Raw genomic sequence first — 18,547 nt, forward strand, 5'->3', positions numbered from 1 at the left:
CGTTGGGGCTGGTCTGCGTCCAGTACGGCAGCGCGTCGGTGGCGTAGTGGACGGTCCCGTCCGTGGTCAGGCCGGGCCGGGAGACGATGGAGACGTAGTCGTCGATCGTCCCGGCCACGCACAGCTTGGACTCGTCGGCGTTCATCGCCATGCCGTGGTGCGCGGAGTTCTGCGGGTAGTCGTCCGGCTTCATCTTGGCGGCCTTGTCGCTGAACGGCATGTTCACCGTCCGGGTGGTCTTACCGGCCGCCAGGTCGTACTCGATGAACCCGTTGAGGTAGGACAGCTGCGCGTACATCGTCCTGTTGTCTCGGGTGAACACCGCCGGGCGGATCCCGTACTCGAAGGTGTAGGTGCGCAGCGGCTTGAACGTCTTCGCGTCGACCGCCGTCACGGACCTCGACCCCTTGAGCCCGTTCAGCAGCTTCGGCAGCGAGGTGACGCCGATGCTGGAGTTGTAGAGGACCGTCCCGTCGGGCGAGTAGTCGTTCGCGTGCGGGTAGGTGCCGGTGGCGAAGCTCGTCAGGAGCTTCCCGGTGGCGGTGTCGATGACCTCGGCCTTGCTCGCGGTGGTGGCCGAGACGACGAACTGCCTCCCGTCCGCCGACAGCGCCGCGTGGTCGGCCTTGAAGCCCTCGGTCTTGTGCCGCCACAGCATCTTCTTGGTGGCGATGTCGAACGCGGCGGCGTCCGACAGCACGCCGCGCGAGATGTAGAGGGTCGTGCCGTCCGGGGAGACGGCCATGTCGTCGACGAGCTTGCGGTAGCCCTGCGCGGCGTTGACGGCCTCGTAGCCGATCCGCTCGACGATGTTCATCGAGTCGAGGCGCTCTTGCAGGTCCGGGACGACGTTGATGGAGCCGAGGTTCCGGTAGGTGGCGGTGTCGATGAAGCTGACGGTGCCGCCCTGGCCGTTGCCGACGGCCATCACGTCGCGCAGCGCCGGCGCCCCGGCCGGCCGGGCCTGCGCGGGCGGCGCGCCGGTCATCGCGGTCGCCGCCAGCACGGCGCAGCCGAGCAGCGCGGTGCGTCGGCGGAGACGTCGGGAAGGCATCGCGTCCTCCTGCGGGGGTGTGCCTCGGTCTGAAAACGACCGTGTTCCGACTTGGTTACTGGACAGTAATGCAGGGTGATGTGCGACACAAGACCCAAGATGGGGGAAAATGCGATCCGAGGGGCGGGGAGGAGCGACGTGGCGGGCAGGCGCGCGAGTCCGACCGGCCGGTACGGCGGCCGGTCCGCGGCCGAGCGGCGCGCCGAGCGGCGCCGCCGGTTCCTGGACGCCGGGCTGGAGATGTTCGGCCGCGGCCCCGGCTACCGCGGCACCACCGTCGCCGCGCTGAGCGAGGCCGCCGGGCTGTCCACCCGCCAGTTCTACGAGGAGTTCCGCACCCTGGAGGACCTGCTCGCCGAACTGCACCTGGAGGTCAACGACGCCGCCGAGCGCGCGGTCGTCGAGGCGCTGCCGTCCGTCGAGGGCCTCGGCCTCGCCGCGCGCACGGCCCGGCTCTTCCGCGCCTACGCCGCCGCCGTCACCGCCGACCGGGCCCGCATCCGGATCGCCTTCGTCGAGATCGTCGGGGTCAGCCCCCGGCTGGACCGGCAGCGCCTCACCCGCCGCGCCGGCTGGGTCGACTTCATCTGCGCGGAGGCGGCGGCCGCCGCCGCGCGCGGCGAGATCCCGGACCGCGACTACCGGATCGCCGCGACCGCCTTCATCGGCAGCATCAACGGGCTCCTGCACGACTGGAGCGCCGGCTGGGTCGACGCCACCCTCGACGAGGTCATCGACGAGCTGGTGCTGATGCTGCTCGGCCGGCTGCACGCCCCCGACGCGGGCTGAGGCGCCGGGGCGGGCTGAGGAGCCGGGGCGTCAGGGCCGCGTCCGCGTCTCGGTGACGTCGCGGATGGTCGGGGCGATGAAGGCCAGCCGGGCGCCGGTCGGGTCGGTGATGATGGCGAAGCGGCCCAGCTCGATGTCGCTCGGCGGCACCCGCACCCGGCCGCCCAGCTCGACGGCCTTGGTCGCGGCCTCGTCGCAGTCGGCCACCCAGTAGTAGGGGATCCAGTGGGGCGGGTAGTCGGACGGCCAGTGCTGGCCCATCGGCACCATGCCCGCGACGGACCAGTCGCCGATCTTCCAGTCGGTGTAGCCGGCGGTGTAGTAGTCGCGGTCCACGGGCCGCCAGCCGAAGACCTCGCCGTAGAAGCGGCGCGCCTGCTCGACGTCGCGGGACGCCAGCTCCACCCAGCACATCGCGGACGGCTCGTCCTGCACCCCGGCGCCCTGCAGGTGGTACGGGTACCAGAAGGCGAAGTCGGCGCCCTCCGGGTCCGAGCACAGCGCCATCCGCCCGAGGTTGGCGATGTCGGTCGGCTCCACCAGGACCAGGCCGCCCGCCGACTGCACGGCCTCCACCGACGCCTCGACGTCGTCGCTGCGGAAGTAGCACGTCCAGGACGAGGGCAGGGTGTCGTCGGCGAGGGCCTGCATCCCGCCGACCTCCGGCCCCTGGACACCGCCGAGGGTGAAGATCTCGTAGTCGCCGATGTCGACGGTCAGCGTGTAGGAGTGCCACCCGAACAGGTCGCAGTAGAACCGCTTCGAGGTCTCCGGGTCGGGGCTGGCCAGCTCCGCCCAGGTCGGGAAGCCCGGGGCGTAGGAGGTCACCTCGGGCATCGCCGGCCTCTGACAGGTCGCATGCCCCCACCGTAGGGAGGGGCGCGCAATCTGCGCTGTCCGGAATCGCCAAGATCGCTCAAAGCGGTCTCAGACGCTCACCACCGTCTGGAGGAGACCCCACACGAAATGGGCGACATACCGGTCACCGTCCGGCAGCGTGATGGTGGCGTGCCAGCGGCTCGGCGCGTCGCCGTCCTGGTGGGCCACCGCGCCGAGCCGCGCGTCGACGTCCCCCACCACGCACGACCAGGGGACGAGGTCGTCGACGCCCGCGAGCCGCGGCACGGGGGCGGCGTCGTCCCGGACGAGCCACTCCTGCACGACCGAGCCGTCCGGCGCCATCATGATCTCGAAGCGGAGCCCCGGCCACAGCGGCAGCGGCGGCCACCACGCGGTCGCGCAGGCGACGTCGCCGACGCGCCGCTCCGCCGTGCCGGCGGGCGGGCCGAGGACGGCCTCGTAGCGGCGCATGCCGCGCGGAAACGTCCGGGACCGCAGGATGCGCTGCCAGCGTGCGTTGGCCTCCCGCATCTCGGTGCGGGACGCACCGAGCGCGCGCACCGCGTCCTCGACCATGCCGGGCTGGTAGTCGGCCATGCGGCGGAGCAGGACGAGCTGGAACTCCCGCCGCGCGAATCCCTTCATCGCCCGCCACGCTACCCCTCCTCCCCCGGCCCCGCGCGGCCTCCGGTTCAGCGCGGCCTCCGGTTCAGCGCGGGGCCGGGTCAGCGCGGCCTCCCGGTCAGCGAGGGAGACGGCCGGTGACCGGTTCCTCCAGGTCGCGCTCGGACGGCCGGGGCGGCTCGGGGCCGTCCGGGCCGCGGCGCACGACGTACTCGACGCGGACCACCCGGAAGCGGCGGCCGCGGACGCCGACCTCGGCGCGCCGCGTGCCGTCGCGCAGCAGCCGCGCCGCCGCCCGGTAGGCGGCGACGTCGCCGGGGGACGGCCCGTCCAGCAGCGGCACGACGAGGTCGAAGTACGCGGCGAGGTGCTCGCGCACGGCGGCCGGGCTGTGCAGGAACGGGCCATGCAGGAACGGACCGTGCAGGAACGGGCCATGCAGGAACGGGCCATGCAGGGACAGACCGTGCGGGAACGGACCGTGCGGGGCCGGGCCGTCGGCGCCGAGTTCGGCGACGGTGAAACGGGTCGGCAGCCGGACGGCCCGGGGGTGGGTGGCGAGCGCGCGGCGGGCGTCCCCGGCCAGCTCGGGCGGGACCGCCGGCCCCGCGGGGAGCCACGCGTCCCCGGGCGGCGCCGCGGGCCCCGGCGCGGGCGCGTCCGGGAGCAGGCCGTGGTCGAACCGGCCGGCGTCGCGGCGGGTGCGCGGCTCGGGGAGCGCGTCGGGATCGCCGGGCCGGGGCGGTTCCGGACCGTCCGCGCCGCACCGGCAGAACCGGTCGGCGCGCACCACCCGGAACAGCCGCCCGGCGACGGTCAGCTCGTCCGGCCGGTCGCGGTCGAGCCGGTCCGCGCCGCGCCGGTACGCCGCGCGGACCGCCGCGGGCAGGCCGGGGTCGCCGGCCAGCCGGCGCAGCCACCAGCCGAGCGAGTCGCGGGCGTCCTGCGGGGTCGCCCGCTCCATCCCGGACATCATCCAGCCGGCGGGCACCCGCTCCATCACGCCGTACGTGGCGCCGCACCAGCGCACCGCGGGATACGCCAGCCGGGCGCGCACCTCGCCGAGCCGCGCCGCTCCGCTCGCCGGCGGCGAGAGCGGGAGCCCGCCGGCGAGGGCCGCTCCATCACTGCCCCTCATGCCCCCATGGTCACAGGGGAGGGACGCTCACCGCTCGTGTTTCGGTGATTCCGGTCGGTCAGTAATTACGGTCGGGCGCCAGGCCCGGCCGCCGCTCGGACTCGGGGCCGCCGCTCAGGACTTGCGGGCGCCGATGGCGGCGGCGATGCCGGGCCAGCTCCTGACCAGCTCGCGCTTCCAGTACTTCCAGTTGTGCATGCCGGGCCCGTAGAGGTTCGCGGTGATCGGGACGCCCTCGCGCTTCGCCGCGGCGACGAAGTTCTGGTTCATCGTCCCGGCGAGCTGCTCGCCGACCCGGCCGCCGTCGAGCGGCGGGGTGTTCGGGTTGTCGAAGGGGCCGGGCCGGCCGTCGCCGCAGGAGACGTAGACGCCGATGCCCTTCAACTTGGCCACGTTGACGGTCGCGTCGTGCGCCCGCCAGTTCGCCCGCGCGATGATCGGGTCGCCCCAGATGGCGGTGCCCGCCTGCCGGTTCATCGACGTGAGGATGGCCGGCATGCCCGGCGCGGTGATGTTGAGGGCGCCGCTGTAGGACGCGGCGTACTTGAACATGCCGGGGTGCCGCTCGGCGTAGGTGATGGCGCCCTGCCCGCCGGACGACAGGCCGATCGCCGCGCGCACCTGCCCGGCGCCGAAGTTGCGCTCCATCAGCGGGATGACCTCGGCGATGTGGAAGGTCTCCCATTCGGGGATGCCGCCCTTGCCGCCGTTCCACCAGTTGGTGTACGAGCCGTTCCAGCCGCCGTCGGGCATCACGACCATCGCGTCGTACGGGCCGACGACCTCCGCGATGTTGGAGTCCCTGGTCCAGGACAGGTAGGTGTTGTTGCCGCCGTGGTAGGCGTACACGGTCGGCCACTTGCGGGTGGACTTGGACGTCCAGCCCTTCGGGACCATCACCCGGGTCTTCACGGCCGCGCCGAGCGCCGGCGAGGCGATCGTGACGTCGTACTGCCGCGTCCTGACCTTCCGCACCTCGGTGATGGCGGCGCCGTCGGGGGCCTTGGCGTACTTGCTGGCCGCGGACCCGGCCGGCATGTGCGGCTTCTTGCCGTGGCTGCGGCGGTCGGTGTCGGGGTCGCTGACGGAGGGCTTGCCGCCGCCCGTCTTGAACGGGTTGCTGTTCAGCGGCACGCTCGGCAGCTTCGCCGGCTTCGGCGACGTGCTCGGCGACGCCGACGCGGGCGGCGCCTGCTGCGTCGGGGGCCCGAACGAGGGGATCGGCTGGGAGTCGCCCGACGCCTCCGACCTGCCCGTCGGCACGCCGATGCCGGCCTGCGCGAGGCCGACCATGACGGTGGGCAGCAGCACGGCGGCGGCCGCGGTGCCCGCGATGGCGATCTTCCGGTCGGTACGCTTCTTCATGGACTCCCCAGCCGCTCAGGCCCCCCGGGCCCGACGCCCTGCTCGTCCGAAGAAACTACTGTCCCCGGAGTCACAGCCGCAAGTATTGGCAGTAAATGCAATAAAGGCGAGACGGTAACGCGCGGCCGGCCCTCGCTTTCCGTGACGTGACCCCGGTCACTCCCCCGTTCCGGGGCGGATCGACTGTGCGTGCCGGAACACCTCGCACGGGTCCCAGAACCGCTTGGCATCCTGGAGTTCGGGATAGGCGTCCTTGTAGTAGAGCGTCTCCCAGGACTGCCCCGACCGGTTCCAGCGATGATCATCGAGATCGGCGTCCGGATACCCGATGTAACAGCCGTCGGTGTACTCGCCGTCGGCGACGGGCACGCCGCCGGTCTCCTCGAACGTCGCCCTGTACGCGTCGCGTATCCAGCCGATGTGGGCGTCCCCGCGGGAGTCCTGCTCCGCCCAGTAGACCTGGAATTGCAGTTTCAGAATCGAGTCGCGCTGCCGCACCGCGGTGCCGTGCAGCGGCCTGTTGACGGCGCCGCCGTACGAGTCGACCTGGATCAGCGCCCGCCCGTCGCGATGACCGGGGTACTTCCCGTTGCCGAGATGCGCCCACATCGCGGCGATCTGCCGGTCGCTGAAAGGCTTCCGCAGATAGGCGGACTTGTGTTTCCCGCACCGATTGCCGCCGCTGGAGTCCAGCGCCCGCGCGGCGGTCAGCCAGGGCATCGTCCGCGGCGTGTCCAGGGCGGCGAAGTGCTCGCCCATCACCGACCGCATCCTCGTCGCGGACGGCCGGACCCACCCGTCGAGGGCCGCGACGAAGTCGGCCATCGCCGGCGGCCCGTCGGGGTCGTCGGCGTCCACCTGGGCGACCAGCCCGATCTGCCCGTGGCCCGCATGGTTGAGCTTGAGCATCGCGAACAGCTTCCCGGTCGCCGCCGACGGGTCCTGGTGGTCGCGGAAGTACTCCCCGAACGCCGTGACCAGCGCGCCGAAGTCGTCCTCGCCGAGGTCCGCCCAGTCCCAGGCCAGGGCGGTCAGCAGCACCTGCTCGGGCGGCTGCGGCAGCCCCCGGAACCAGAACCGGGTGGCCACGCCGAAGTTCCCGCCGCCGCCTCCGGTGTGCGCCCACCACAACTGGCGCAGCCGGGGGTCCGGATCGTCGCGCCGCGCCACCACCAGCTTGACGTTCTTCTCCGCGTCCACCACCGCCGCCTCCACCGCGTAGAGGTAGTCGACGGTGAGCCCGTGCTGGCGCGACAGCAGCCCGAACCCGCCCGCCGGTATGTGGCCGCCCAGCCCCACGGAGAAGCACGACCCGCCCGGCAGCACCTTCCCGGTGACGGGATACAGCCGTCCGTAGACGTGCCCGTTCGTCGCCCCGGCCTCGACGCAGTACGCCTTCATGGCCTCGTCGTAGGACACCCCGCACATCGGGCTCACGTCCAGGATGGCCCGCACGTCCGAGCCGCACACGAAGTCCTCGTAGCAGTGCCCGCCGCTGCGCACCGCGATCCGCGCCCGCCCCGGGTCGCCCGGCTCCTCCCGCACCGCCTCGGCGAGCGCCGCCCGCGCCTCCTCCGGCGTCCGCACCAGCCGCACGTACTCGGGCGCCGCGATCCACCGCTGGTTGAACCCTCGACACAGCGCGGGATACCTCTTGTCACCGGCCCGCACGACCGTGGTGGGCAGCGTTGACAACTCACTCATGCTCGCCCCTTTCCCAACCACCCCGCTATGTAGTCGGGCAGATACATGTAGTTATCGCCCTAGAAATGTCCCCCAGCAACACCTCGGCGAGTTTTTCCTCCAGGACCGCCACGCGACGTTCCGCGATGGCGCGCGCCAGCGCCGGGTCCCACGGGCTCCCGCCGACTCGGCCGGGATCGGGAAGATCGCCGTCCCCGACCCCGTCCACAGCGGCGAGGTAGTCGCCCGACGACATGCGCCAGGGCACTGCCCCGGTCTTCGCCATCACGTGCGCCGCGATCCGCAAGCCCTCACCGTCGAAGTCGCCGTGGTACCTCAGGACCGCGCCGGACTCGCCGAGCGCTCGCAGCAGCCGGATGACGGCGCTGTTCGGCCAGCCCGACGAGCACACCAGCGGCGGGCAACCGGCGCCGAACCGCCCAACGGCCAGCGCGAGAATGGTCGGGTTCTCGGTCACCCATACATCTGGCGAGGGAAGGCGCAGAGCGGGCGATCCGCGTAGCTGCTCCAGGGTCACCACGGTGGCCTGGCCCGCCTCCGACCACATCCGGAGCGTCCGCGCGAGGACGTCGTCCCCGGTCGGCCTCAGTCCTGTGACGAGGACGGTGGTGGACAACGTGTCGCACGCCACTCCGGAACGCTCCCACAAGCCCCTGCGCTCGGACGCATCCGCAGGCGGCTCGATCCCGTACCGAATCGCCTGAGCGCGCAGGACGAGCCCGGGCAGGCGCCCGCCGTCGTCCAGCGCGTGCGAGTCACCGAATAGGTCGGTAGCGAAGGCTTGCAACGGCCTGCCGTCCGACGGCAATGCGGCGAGCACCTTCAATGCCCGCTCCAGGAGGCTGCGTGTGGTCGGCACGGACCCCATGACGAGCCCTTGCCGGCGGACGTCGTCGACCCACTGGGCCAGCTCGGGTTCTCCGCGGACCACGGGATGGTCCGCCAACCACTCCCAGAGGGCGCTTCTCTCGCGTTGCCGCTCTCTCCGCTCGCGCGCCTGGTCACCGATCGGCCCGAGGAGGGACTCGGTGATCGCCCTGGTGTCCGAACCGGTGAGCTCGATGAAGATCTCGTCCAGGCGCCCGACGGGGACGGTGACCGTGGAGCCGGGATAGCGGTCCATGCCCAGCAGGTCCGCCAGGGCCGCGCGCTGCCCCTCGTCCAGGTTCTTGACCGTGACGCGGGTGACCGCCGCCCCCGTGGAGAACCGCCGGTGCAGCTCCGTCCAGAACGGCCGGAGGTCAGCGGCGCGCAGCCGGTCGGGGATGTGGAGCCGGTCGGGCATGCCGGGCCGGTCAGGGGCGGTCATTCCGCGATGCCCTCCTCGACGGCCTCGGTGCGATGGCCGTCCCAGATGAACCGCGCGGTCGTGACGGCGTTGTCGCCGTCACCGTCCGCGCCGGTGATGAGCTGGTGGATGGCGATACCGTCCAGCTCCTGGTAGTCGCACCACTCGTGGTCCGAGGTGAGCACCATGTCGAGCTCCAGGTCCACCAGGAGGTCGAAGACCTGGCCTCGGTTGGCGGCGTCGACGCCGACGAACACCTCGTCCAGGAGGATGAAGCGCGGGCAGTCGGGGTCGGTCTGGTAGTGCGCGGCGACGGCGGCGAACAGGGGCAGGTGCAGCGCAATCGCCTTTTCCCCGCCCGACAGCGCACCGTGCAACTTGCGAGTGAGATCCTGCCAGCCCTTGCCGTCTCCGCGTTCGAGCCGGACGGTGAAGCGGTGCCAGGTGGTGTAATCCAGGACCTCCATGAGTTGCTCCTCCCAGCTCGCCGCGGTGTTCGCGGCCCGTGCCTCCTCCACGCGGTCGCGGAAGAACCGGTAGAGCGCCTCCCGGTCGGCGCCGCTCAGCCGCGCAGGGTCGCGGAGCAGCAGGTCACGCGCCGCGCGAATCCCGGCGCTCTGCTGCGGATCGACCTGCCAGACCAGCCGCACCGCGACCCGCGAGGCCGTCCGCACCCGCTCCAGGCGGCGGTTCATGCCGTCCACGAGTTCGGTCGCCTGCCGGATCCGGTCGGCGAGGTGCCTGCGCGTGTCGCCGGCGAGCGTCCGGTCGAACAGGTCGCGTTCCCTGTCGGTGATGTCTTCGCGCCGCCGGTCGCGTTCCGCGCGCAGTGCGGTGCTCAACTCCGCCGCGCCGACGCGCACTCCGTTCATGGTCGCGGTGAGCACTTGGACGTCCTCGTCCGGGGTGAGTTCCAGATCCGCCTGGTCGGCGAGGACGTCACGCGCGTGGTGCATCGCCTCGGACAAGAGGTGCTCGGCATCCCTGACGTTCTTAGGCTCGTACGGCGTCCGGGCCGGGAGTGAGGCGGCGACCGAGCGTGCGCCTTCCAGGGTGGCCTTCACGCCCCCGTCCGGGTCGAGCCGCACGGCGAGCGCGGCGTCGTCGGCCAGGTGGCCGGTGACCAGATGCCGGAACCGTGCCGCGGCCTGGTCCCGGGCGGCGACCGCGTCGTCCCGTGCCCTCTCCGCGACGCCGACGGCCTCCTCCAAGCGGCCGAGACGCTTTTCCAGTTCCAGCAGGGCGCGGCGGAGCGTCCCGCACCGGGTTTCGCATTCGCCGAGTTCGGTCCTGGCCTCCCGCAGGTTCTCCAGCACCTGCCGGTGCTCGACGCCGATCGAGGCGTCGATGGCCGCGAGCTTTTCGCTTACCTCGGCGGCCTCCTCTATGGCGTCCCGGGCGCGGTCCGCGGACTCGGCAGCGGTCGCCGCGTAGTCGCCCGCCGTCCGCGCCGCTTCGGCGGCGCGGGCTTCGGCGGTTTGGAGCGCCTCGCAGTGCTGGAGCCACACGTGCCCGTTGTCCCGGAAGTCGCGGACCGCCACGGCCAGAGCGTCCAGTGCGGACTCGCCGACCGGCAGGCCGTTCTCGGCGCCGAGTATGGTCAGCGCGCGCAGCGCGGCGGATGCCTCCGACTCGCGTCCGCGCAGCCGTTTCTCGGCGCGCTCCAGCTCGTCACCGCGCTGCGCCAGCGAGCGCTCTGCGGCGTCCAGGGCACTGGACGCGGCGCTGAGCGGCCGATGCGGAGGGCGGTCGCCCAACTCGGTCTCGAGGGCGGCACGGGCGGCGCCGACCCTCCCGAGACTCTCCTCGCAAGCCGCCTCCTCCGCCTCCAGGACACCGATCTCCGCGTCGAGTTCGGCGATGCGGCGGCGCCGTTCGCGTTCCCGGGCGGTGGCGCCGATGAAGGCGGGCTCAGGTTTGGTCCAGCGGCCGGTGAGAGTGCCCAGCCGCCAGGACCCGTCCGTCCCCGCCACGGCGGGATGGTCGGTCGCTAGGGCGTTCGGTGCGCAGGCGATGCCCGACAGGACGGCATGCAGCACCTCGGCGGACACCTGACTGTCGGGCTCGGCGACCAGGACGGAGGCGAGGCTGGTTTCGGGGGCGGGGCGAGCGAGCAGCGCCGTGGCAAAGGCGTCGTGCTCATCCTGGAGGAGGGCGCCGTCGGGCAGTACCCAGGCGTCCAGGAGCCCGGCGGCCTGGAGCGCGGCCTCGATGCCGGCCTGCGCCTCGGGCGTGACCGACGGGGCGAAGGCGACCAGGCGCCAAAGCGGACCACCCGGCCGTGCCGACCGGTCGGCGGGGCGCGTCTCCGGAGCGTCCGGCTCGACAGCCGGCCGAGCGGCAAGGTCCCCGCGCCGCCTCCTCTTGGCTGCCAGCTTCTCCCGCACCACGTCGCGACGGGAGTGCCACCCGGCCTCCTCGGCGGCACACCGTTCGACGGCATCCGCGCGCGCGGCGAACACCAGCTCGTCGCATTCGCGCTCGTCCTCCACCGCCCGTACCAGCGCCTCGGCGTCGAGCGTCGCGAGTTGGACGCAGCCACGCACCCAGCCGTCGAGCGCCTCCGCCAACCGGTCGCGTTCATGCTCGTACCGGTTGCGGGCCTCATCGCGGTGCACGGCGGCCTCGTCCAGTCGCTCTCGGCTCCCGTCGCGCTCGGACAGCGCGTCATCTCGGCGTTCCACGGCCATGCGATGCTGCTGGATCGCCGTGCGCAGCGCGCCGATCTGCTCCTCGCGGCTCCGCACGGCCGCGCGAAACAGGCCGCGTGCGCGCTGGACGCCGTCCGCCGTGGCCTCGGCGGCCGCCGGAGCGGCCTCATCGTGGACGGCGGCGAGGCCGGCGCGGTCGGCCGCCCTTCGTGTGTCGTCCTCGGCCCGGCCCGTGAGGGAGCGCTGCGTCGCCGCCTCCGCACGCGCGTGCTCGGCCTCTTCTCCACGCCGCAGGGCGTCCGCCGCGTGCTTGTCCGCGGTGCGCCGCGCCTGCGCCGCCGCCCTGGTGGCGGAGCGCACCCGTTCCTGGAGGTTGGCCAGCTCGTGCCCCGCGCGGTAGGCGTCGCTCTCCTTGAGGCCGTCGATGCGGGCGGCGAGCGCACGTCCCCGCGCCTCGTACTCCGCCAGCCGCCGGGCGGTCTCGTCGCGTTCCCGCGACGCCTTCTCGTGCTCCTCCCGACCGGTGCGGGCCTTGCCGGTGAGGCCGTCCATGGTGCTGGTGGCCGAGATGAGCCGGGCCGCGGCCGCGCGCAGGACGCGCTGGGCGTAGGTGCGCTGCCGGGCGGCGAGGCGGCCGGCCTCCTGGACGTGCTGGTCCAGCCGCCGCAGTTCCTCGCGCTGCCGGTCCAGCCGCTCGAAGCCTTCCGCGATCTCGTGGATCTCGCCCTCGCCGAGCGGCGGGAGCGCGCTGGACAGCAGGTCGGAGAGCAGCCCTGGGTCGAGCCGTTCCGACAACTTCGGGGTGCGGAGCTGCCGCAGCGCGGTGAGCAGCGAGTCGTAGCGCTGCTCGGTCAGCCCGCCGTAGAGCGTCCGCCGGACGGCTGTGCGGTACGCCTCCGCCGACTCGTGCACTTGGCCGTGCGTCCCGATGGCTTCGGCGAGATGCGCGCGAGTGAGGGGCTGGCCGCCGTCACCGGTGAGACTGAGCCCGCCGGGGACGCCGACGCGCTGCGCGGTGCTGAAGTAGGCGACCGTGACGTTCTTGGTGTTGGCGGTGGCCTGGAGGCGCGCCCCGCACGTGAACCAGCGCGGCCCATGCGCGAATTCGAGCCACACATAGCCGACGCGGGTCTTGCCGCTGTGGCCATCACCCATCAGGTTCCAGTGCATGGTCCGTTCGCTGCCGCCGAATGTCGACAGACGGCTCGGCTTGAGGCTGGCGTCCAGTAGGTAGGGCAGGAGCAGTTCCAGGGCCTTGCTCTTCCCGCTGCCGTTAGGGCCGCGCAGCAGCAGCCGTCCCTTATGGAATTCGAGGACCTCGTCGTAGTAGCGCCAGATGTTGAGGATGCCCGCCCTGGTGGGCCGCCACCGCGTCGCCGCCTCCTCCTTCTCCGCCGGAACGAGTTCGGTGACGGTCACGAAGGCTCCTCTCGGGTGACGCTGTAACGGTGAGCCGCGGGCAGCGCCCGCACGAGGCCGCCCTTCGGCCTGGCGAGGCCGAACCCGTACAGGACGGACAGCGCGTCGTCGACCAGCCGCGCCGCGCCCCCTTCGGACTGGTAGGCCATCGCCCAGCGCGGACGCCGCTCCAGGAGCCGCGCGACCTCCCCCGTGAGCACCGCGCGGGACGACTCCCCGTCCCTTACCAGGCGGTCGAGCAGCAACAGCGCCGCCACCTTCGCGTGGCTCCCGTCATCGGGGAACTTGGAGTCGGTGGCGAGGGCGTCGGTGTCGACCAGAAGGTAGCCTTCGGCGCGCTCTTCGAACTCCAGCCCGGCCTCCTCCGCCGCGCGGCGGAGGATCTGCCGCCCGGTCAGGGAGCCCGCGTAGGCGATCTCGGCCGGGGACAGGTCCGTCCGGTAAACGACCGGGTCATCCAGGAGCCTGCGCAGCAGGGAGTGCCTCGCCCACAGGTTCTTCTGCGTCTCCGTGGGCTCGTCCGACCCGTACCGGCGCTCGACGGCCAGTTCGTCCAGGTCGGGCCAGCCAGTGCCGGTGAGCCGCGAAGGAGCGACCGGAGCGGACAGGAGCCGCATCGTGCGGGTCGTGTCCACCCGGTACAGCACCTTGGCCTCGGCGTTGTCGAGGAAGGCGTCCGTCGCCCCGTCGACGGCCGTGACCGCGCCGTAGTGCTCCAGCAGCTTCAGCGCGTCGACGAACGCGGCCCGCTCCTCGCCGCGCACCGGGTCGAAGGACGGGATCTGCTCGTCGGCGCCCGCCGCCTGCACGACCCGCTGCGCGAGCATTCCGATCGTCGTCACCGGCGCGGCGAGCGCCTCAGCCGCGACCAGGCACAGCAGCGTGTACCTGCGCCGGTCGAACGGCGCCCGCGTCGACCGCCGGCGTCTGGCCGGACGCGACGGGTCGGCGGCCCCCCGCACCTTGACCAGCCGCGCGTAACCGAGCCGTGGCTCGATGAACAGCCGCCAGCCGCAGTAGTAGTCGAACCACCGGGTGAGGGCGGCATGGCGCCGCCGGACCAGGTCGAACCCCTCCGGGTCGGTGTGCAGCGAGACCAGTGGTCGGCCCAGCAGGAGCCGGATCGCACGCGCCAGCTCCTCCTTCTCCTCCCGGGCGAGCTGGTTGGCCAGAGTGCTCACGCGCCGGACGCCTTCCGCGCCGAGCCCGCGGCCGTGAAGCGGATGTCGACCAGGTAGTCGGGACCGCGGAACACACCGCGCGGCGTGCGCAGCTCGGCGGCGCGGCCGTCCGCCGGCGGCCAGAGCCGGACCTCGATCCGGCCGTCGGACGTGCCGGCACGCCGCATCCCGTCGCCGCCGGGCCGCGCGGCGAGCGCCCGGCCGATCAGGTCCAGCAGCCGCCGCAGCGTGTCGTGCTCGACGCGCCGGAACGACGAGAGCCGTACCGGGCCGTCGGTGGCGAGCCATTGCCAGGCCGCCTCCAGCTCCGCCCGCTCGCGCCTCGCGCGTTCGCGCCGCTCCGCGCGCAGGGCGCGGACGTCGCGCACCTTGGCCGTCCGTCCCACGCGTTCCGTGCGGCCGCTCGTGCGCAGCAGCGCGGACACCTCCACCGGCGGGGTCTCGGCCCAGCTCGCCGCCGTGGGGATGGGTTCGGCGTCCACGTGGGCCAAGTGCGCGTGCCGTGCGGACGCCAGCCCGAACGCCGTCCCCCACAGCCGGTGGGCGTCGTCCTCGCTCGGCGCGCTGGCGAACCAGCGCGCGAGCGTCCGGAAGTCGGCCGCCGCGCTGGACGAGCGGCGCCGCGACTCGATGATCCGGTCGAGCACCTGCAGCAGGGACACGATCGCCCTGCGCGCCACGTCGTGCAGCTGCCGGACGCGCGGCGTCCCCTCCGCGGGCCGGAACCACAGACGCAGCCCTTCCCATTTCGCCTGCCGCGCGGCAAGCCAGGCGATCGCGGGGTCGGCGCCCTGGACCGGGGGCAGTTCCGCCCCGTCCAGCGCCCGGCTGTGCAGGACACTGACACCCCGCTCCTCGACTTCACCGAGAGTGGCCTGTATCGCGTCGGCGCGCATGTCCAGATTGGTGACGAACTCCTGGAGATAGGCGACCGTCGCACTCTTGACGTCATTGAACGTCGCAAGATCGGCGCCTTCCGCCCGCATCAGCCGCTGCAATTCGCCATTGAACGACTTGGTGTTGTTCCGTAGCGCGTCGAGATGGCCCTCCAACTCCTGGAGCGTGGTGAAGATGCGCCGGTTGAGGGCCGGGTCGTCGTCCTTGAGCAGCTCGCCCAACTCCCCGAGCCGGTCGGCGATCGCGTCCAGCACGGCCGTCTGCAACGCGCCCGACGAGCTGAGCACGGCCAGCGCGTGCTGTACTCCGGCGAACGCGGCCTCACCCCGCTGCGTCAGCGAGTACTGGAGGTTCTTGCGCTCGTACTCCTCGGCCGTGGCGTAGCTGCCCGCATGGTTCTGCACGACGTCGAGCAACTGCCATTTGACGAGCTGCTCCAGCGCGCGGGTCAGCGACGCGTCGTCCACGGGCGCGTAGAACCCCGCGTCCCGCAGCCGCTCCTTCACCTCGTCGAACGCCAGCGACGTCTCCAGCCGCTCGTTCGCCTCCCCGAACGCGTACATGACCGCGGTGTGCAGGTCGGCGCGCTCGGTGACGGTGAACGCGAACATCCCGTCCGGGACCCGCGGCAACGCCATTTCCGCTCGCCCCCTCGTTTCCTCACGGCAATGGGTCGAGCCTACGCAACCACTTGGCGAAGTTCTCCAGCGTCTGCATGCGGGCCGGAGTCAGAGGTTCGGGCCGGAAGTGCATGACCTCGTTGCGGATGCCATTGACCTCTTTAAGGTCTTCCAGGAAGAGGCCATGGTCGACGTCCCAACCGAGCCGGCTCCAGATGTCGGCTTTCATGAGTACGTGCCGACAGCCGCCGAACGTCAGGCCGTGCACGGATTCGACCTTGTTCTGCGAGGCCGCGGCCCGGATGTCCTCCAGCGTGCACACCTTGTCGATGTGCCGACGGATACGGCGCTCTATCTCGCTGATCAGTAGGAACGGCCCCGCCAGCATCGCGAACCGCTCCGACAGGTCGGCCGTCGTGATGATCCCCGAGAGCTTACCCGCCTCGGCGACGAACGCGAATCCGTGGCGGCTGATCTCGGGGATCCGGTCGAGCAGCTTGTCCTCCGGATGCAGGACCTCGGGCGAGACTCCCATCAGGTGGTGGCGCAGCTCTCCGCCCAGGCCGGAGATCCGTGCGTCCGAGATGGACTCCCATGTGACGGCCCCGCGCAGGTCCGCGCCGTCGAGAACCGCCAGCTGTGAATATCCGTGCCGCATCATGAGCGTCTGGGCGCGGCGGAGCGGGTCGTTGATGTCGACGGCTAGGACGCCTCGGCGGGCGCTGGGCAGCTCACCCACGCAAAGCGACACCGGCGGGAACCTCTCCTCGGGTTCACCGTCCGCGGGTACCTCGTCCTCTCCGGTGTCCCCCGCCGCCGGCGGTTCGTCCTCCTCGGCGCCGACGACGCGGACGGTGTCCCTCATGTCACGGACGAAGCGAAAGTCGGGCTCCGTTGCCAGGCCGGCCCCGGCCAGCGCCTTGGTGATCTCAGCGACCGCGGCCGGCCCGCGAGAGACGTGGCCCCATAGCGCCAGCAGATCGCGGACGCTGATCGCCACCGGGTCGTCGCTCTTGCGCGCCGCGGCCTCGGCGAGAAACTCCGCGGGGGTCACGCCTCCTCCTCCGTTCGCACGGCCCGCTGCCCCATCACCTGCTCGATCAGTTTGATGATCTCCGCCATGCGGCGCTCGAAGAAGGCGTCGAACTCTCCGCCGCGCAGCGGGGCGGGCTCGATCAGGTGAGTGATGAGCGCGTCGTCGAGCCAGTTCGGCTGGATGCCGGATTCGCGTTCGAGCATCTGCAGGTATGCGGCGGGCGCGCGGTTCCCGACGATGCGTCCTGTCCGGTGTGAGAGGAGCGTCTTGTTCACGACACTGTTCTGCCGCTGCGCCTCGATGCCGTTCTTCTCGCACCAGCGCGCGGGGAAGATCCGGTAGATCTCCGCCTTGTAATCCTCCAGCAGGTTCCCGTCGAGCGGCTTGTCGAGGTGGAACCAGTCGGTGCAGCCCTGTTGGAGGAGCAGCGCGAAGACGCCCTTGTAGGCGGCACTGTTGCGCGTCTGCATGGAGAGCAGGCGGGTCTCCGCGAAGCGCGCGTCCTGCACGGATTCCGGTACGCCCCGCTCACCCCTGATCCAGCCGACGACCTGTTCCAGGTCGCGCGGGAAGCGGCTGTCGGCGGTGCCGCCGTACTGCTCGCCGAAGACGCCGCACCAGTACCAGCGGGCGAGCTTGGCGCGGGCGTCCTCGGTATCGGTCTCGGTGCCGAGGACGGTGCGGATGGCCGCCAGCGGAGGCAACTGCGTCCGGTACGGCAGGTCCTCGGCTCGGAAGACGCACTGCTCCGCGAGGAACCTCCCGGCCCAGTGCAGTGCGTCCGCGACGAGGGGGGCCCACTTGAGGTACTCGTCGAGTTCCAGTTCCAGCATGTTCCGGCGCTTGCAGCCGACCGGAACGCCCTCGCGGTGGTAAGTGGAAGAGAGGCAGACGGCCTGCAGAAAGTCGGTGCTCTCCAGTTCACCGAGGACGGGGTGCGCGGTGACCAGTTCCGTCCGCGTGGTGTCCCAGTGCTCGGGCAGCCGGAAGTCGTAGCCCTCCTGCTCGGAGAATGAGCGGTTGCCGGCGAAGGTGGCGGTGAGCAGCTCGAAGACGTTGAGCGGCACTCCCCCGGTATTGACCTTCTCGAAGACCGTGCACACCGCCTCCTTCGCGGTGTTCTTGCCGAGGCGGATGGTCGGCACCTGGTACTTGAGGACGTTGTTCACCACCGCTTCCTGGAACTTGGTCCAGGTCGCCTCTCTCGAGGCGTCGCTTCCCACGTACCGGAACATCCAGTTGAGCATCGCCGAGTTGTCGAAGACGAGGGCCAGCGGAAAGTAGCCCTGTTCACACTCCAGCTCCCGCGTGCTCAGGTCCAAGTCCACGCGGCGGCCGAACTGGGAGCGGATGATCTTTCCTTCCGGCACCGAGACGATGGCCTTCTCCCGGTCGCCGCTTTCGTCGACGGCCGCCTCGATGTCGATGTAGTACCAGCGGCGCAGATCCTTGCCGCGAAGATCGCGGGTTTCCACAGGGCGACCGGAGCGCAGCGCCTGGAACAGGGACGTGATTCGCTGCTGCCCGTCAAGGAGCAGCTCCTCATCACGCGCACCATCGGCGTCCGCCGCTCCGGCGAGAGGCCGGGCCTTGAAGCCAGCTCCGTCCGGACCGGTCTCCAGCGTCATGATGACACCCATCGGGTAGCCCATCGTGACGGTCGCCAGGATGGACACGACCCGCTCGTCGTCCCATTTCCATTCACGCTGGAAATCGGGCAACTGGATACGACCCACAGCAACTTGGTCAAGAAGGGTATCCAGCTGAGGGCTGTCCAGTGCCACGGTTGTCCTCCAGAGGATTGACGAGGCGGGGGGCGCAGCCCGAACATACCTAGTCAGCACCGGAGAACGGGAGCTTTTTCCGGTAGGCGTGCATGGTGGCCGCGGTCGTATGCTTGCCCGCACGGGTCAGTGCGGTGACGGGGTTCGCAGGGCGAAG

The 18,547-nt window shown here is 71.7% G+C and carries 13 protein-coding genes; 1 reads left to right on the forward strand and 12 read right to left on the reverse strand.

Going from position 1 to position 18,547, the window contains the following annotated elements; genetic code table 11:
• Positions 1–1,054: YncE family protein (locus ETD96_RS02000; protein WP_205719058.1), on the reverse strand; the 1,054-nt coding region annotated here is incomplete at its 3' end.
• Positions 1,055–1,192: 138 nt separating this feature from the next.
• Between ETD96_RS02000 and ETD96_RS02005 the strand changes: the two genes are divergently transcribed.
• On the forward strand, positions 1,193–1,843 hold the full coding sequence (locus ETD96_RS02005; RefSeq protein WP_138633065.1) for a TetR/AcrR family transcriptional regulator: 651 nt from the start codon (positions 1,193–1,195) through the stop codon (positions 1,841–1,843).
• Between the two features lie 30 nt (positions 1,844–1,873).
• Here ETD96_RS02005 and ETD96_RS02010 read toward each other — a convergent pair whose 3' ends face one another.
• The 11 genes from ETD96_RS02010 to ETD96_RS02060 form a co-directional block, all read right to left on the reverse strand.
• The gene (locus ETD96_RS02010) at positions 1,874–2,680 is read right to left on the reverse strand and encodes a VOC family protein (RefSeq protein WP_138633068.1); all 807 of its coding nucleotides are present in this window, start codon (positions 2,678–2,680) and stop codon (positions 1,874–1,876) included.
• A gap of 90 nt (positions 2,681–2,770) precedes the next feature.
• A complete protein-coding gene (locus ETD96_RS02015) occupies positions 2,771–3,328 on the reverse strand; it encodes a hypothetical protein (protein ID WP_138633071.1) in 558 nt (185 codons plus the stop codon).
• Positions 3,329–3,425: 97 nt separating this feature from the next.
• Positions 3,426–4,445, reverse strand: coding sequence for a DUF5954 family protein (locus ETD96_RS02020; protein ID WP_138633074.1), 1,020 nt, complete (start codon positions 4,443–4,445; stop codon positions 3,426–3,428).
• A 114-nt stretch (positions 4,446–4,559) separates the two neighbouring features.
• Positions 4,560–5,810, reverse strand: coding sequence for an alpha/beta hydrolase (locus ETD96_RS02025; RefSeq protein WP_138633077.1), 1,251 nt, complete (start codon positions 5,808–5,810; stop codon positions 4,560–4,562).
• A gap of 156 nt (positions 5,811–5,966) precedes the next feature.
• Positions 5,967–7,514 carry an FAD-binding oxidoreductase gene (locus ETD96_RS02030; protein WP_138633079.1) on the reverse strand — a complete coding sequence of 516 codons (1,548 nt, stop codon included), beginning with the start codon at positions 7,512–7,514 and terminating at the stop codon, positions 5,967–5,969.
• 25 nt (positions 7,515–7,539) lie between these two features.
• Positions 7,540–8,823, reverse strand: coding sequence for a TIGR02679 family protein (locus tag ETD96_RS02035; RefSeq protein WP_240807118.1), 1,284 nt, complete (start codon positions 8,821–8,823; stop codon positions 7,540–7,542).
• Positions 8,820–12,872, reverse strand: a complete 4,053-nt coding sequence (locus ETD96_RS02040; protein ID WP_138633082.1) for a TIGR02680 family protein — start codon at positions 12,870–12,872, stop codon at positions 8,820–8,822. Before ETD96_RS02040 ends, ETD96_RS02035 begins: the two co-directional genes overlap by 4 nt.
• The gene (locus ETD96_RS02045) at positions 12,869–14,053 is read right to left on the reverse strand and encodes a TIGR02678 family protein (protein ID WP_138633085.1); all 1,185 of its coding nucleotides are present in this window, start codon (positions 14,051–14,053) and stop codon (positions 12,869–12,871) included. Before ETD96_RS02045 ends, ETD96_RS02040 begins: the two co-directional genes overlap by 4 nt.
• Entirely contained in the window at positions 14,050–15,588 is a 1,539-nt protein-coding gene (locus ETD96_RS02050) for a TIGR02677 family protein (protein ID WP_171068809.1), read from the reverse strand. Before ETD96_RS02050 ends, ETD96_RS02045 begins: the two co-directional genes overlap by 4 nt.
• A gap of 22 nt (positions 15,589–15,610) precedes the next feature.
• A complete protein-coding gene (locus tag ETD96_RS02055; RefSeq protein WP_138633087.1) occupies positions 15,611–16,624 on the reverse strand; it encodes a CBS domain-containing protein in 1,014 nt (337 codons plus the stop codon).
• Entirely contained in the window at positions 16,621–18,450 is a 1,830-nt protein-coding gene (locus ETD96_RS02060) for a GmrSD restriction endonuclease domain-containing protein (protein ID WP_205719060.1), read from the reverse strand. The genes ETD96_RS02055 and ETD96_RS02060 overlap by 4 nt, the downstream gene beginning before the upstream one ends.
• Positions 18,451–18,547: the final 97 nt, after the last annotated feature.

Origin of the sequence: Actinomadura geliboluensis (assembly GCF_005889745.1) — a bacterium.
Lineage (GTDB): Bacteria > Actinomycetota > Actinomycetes > Streptosporangiales > Streptosporangiaceae > Spirillospora > Spirillospora geliboluensis.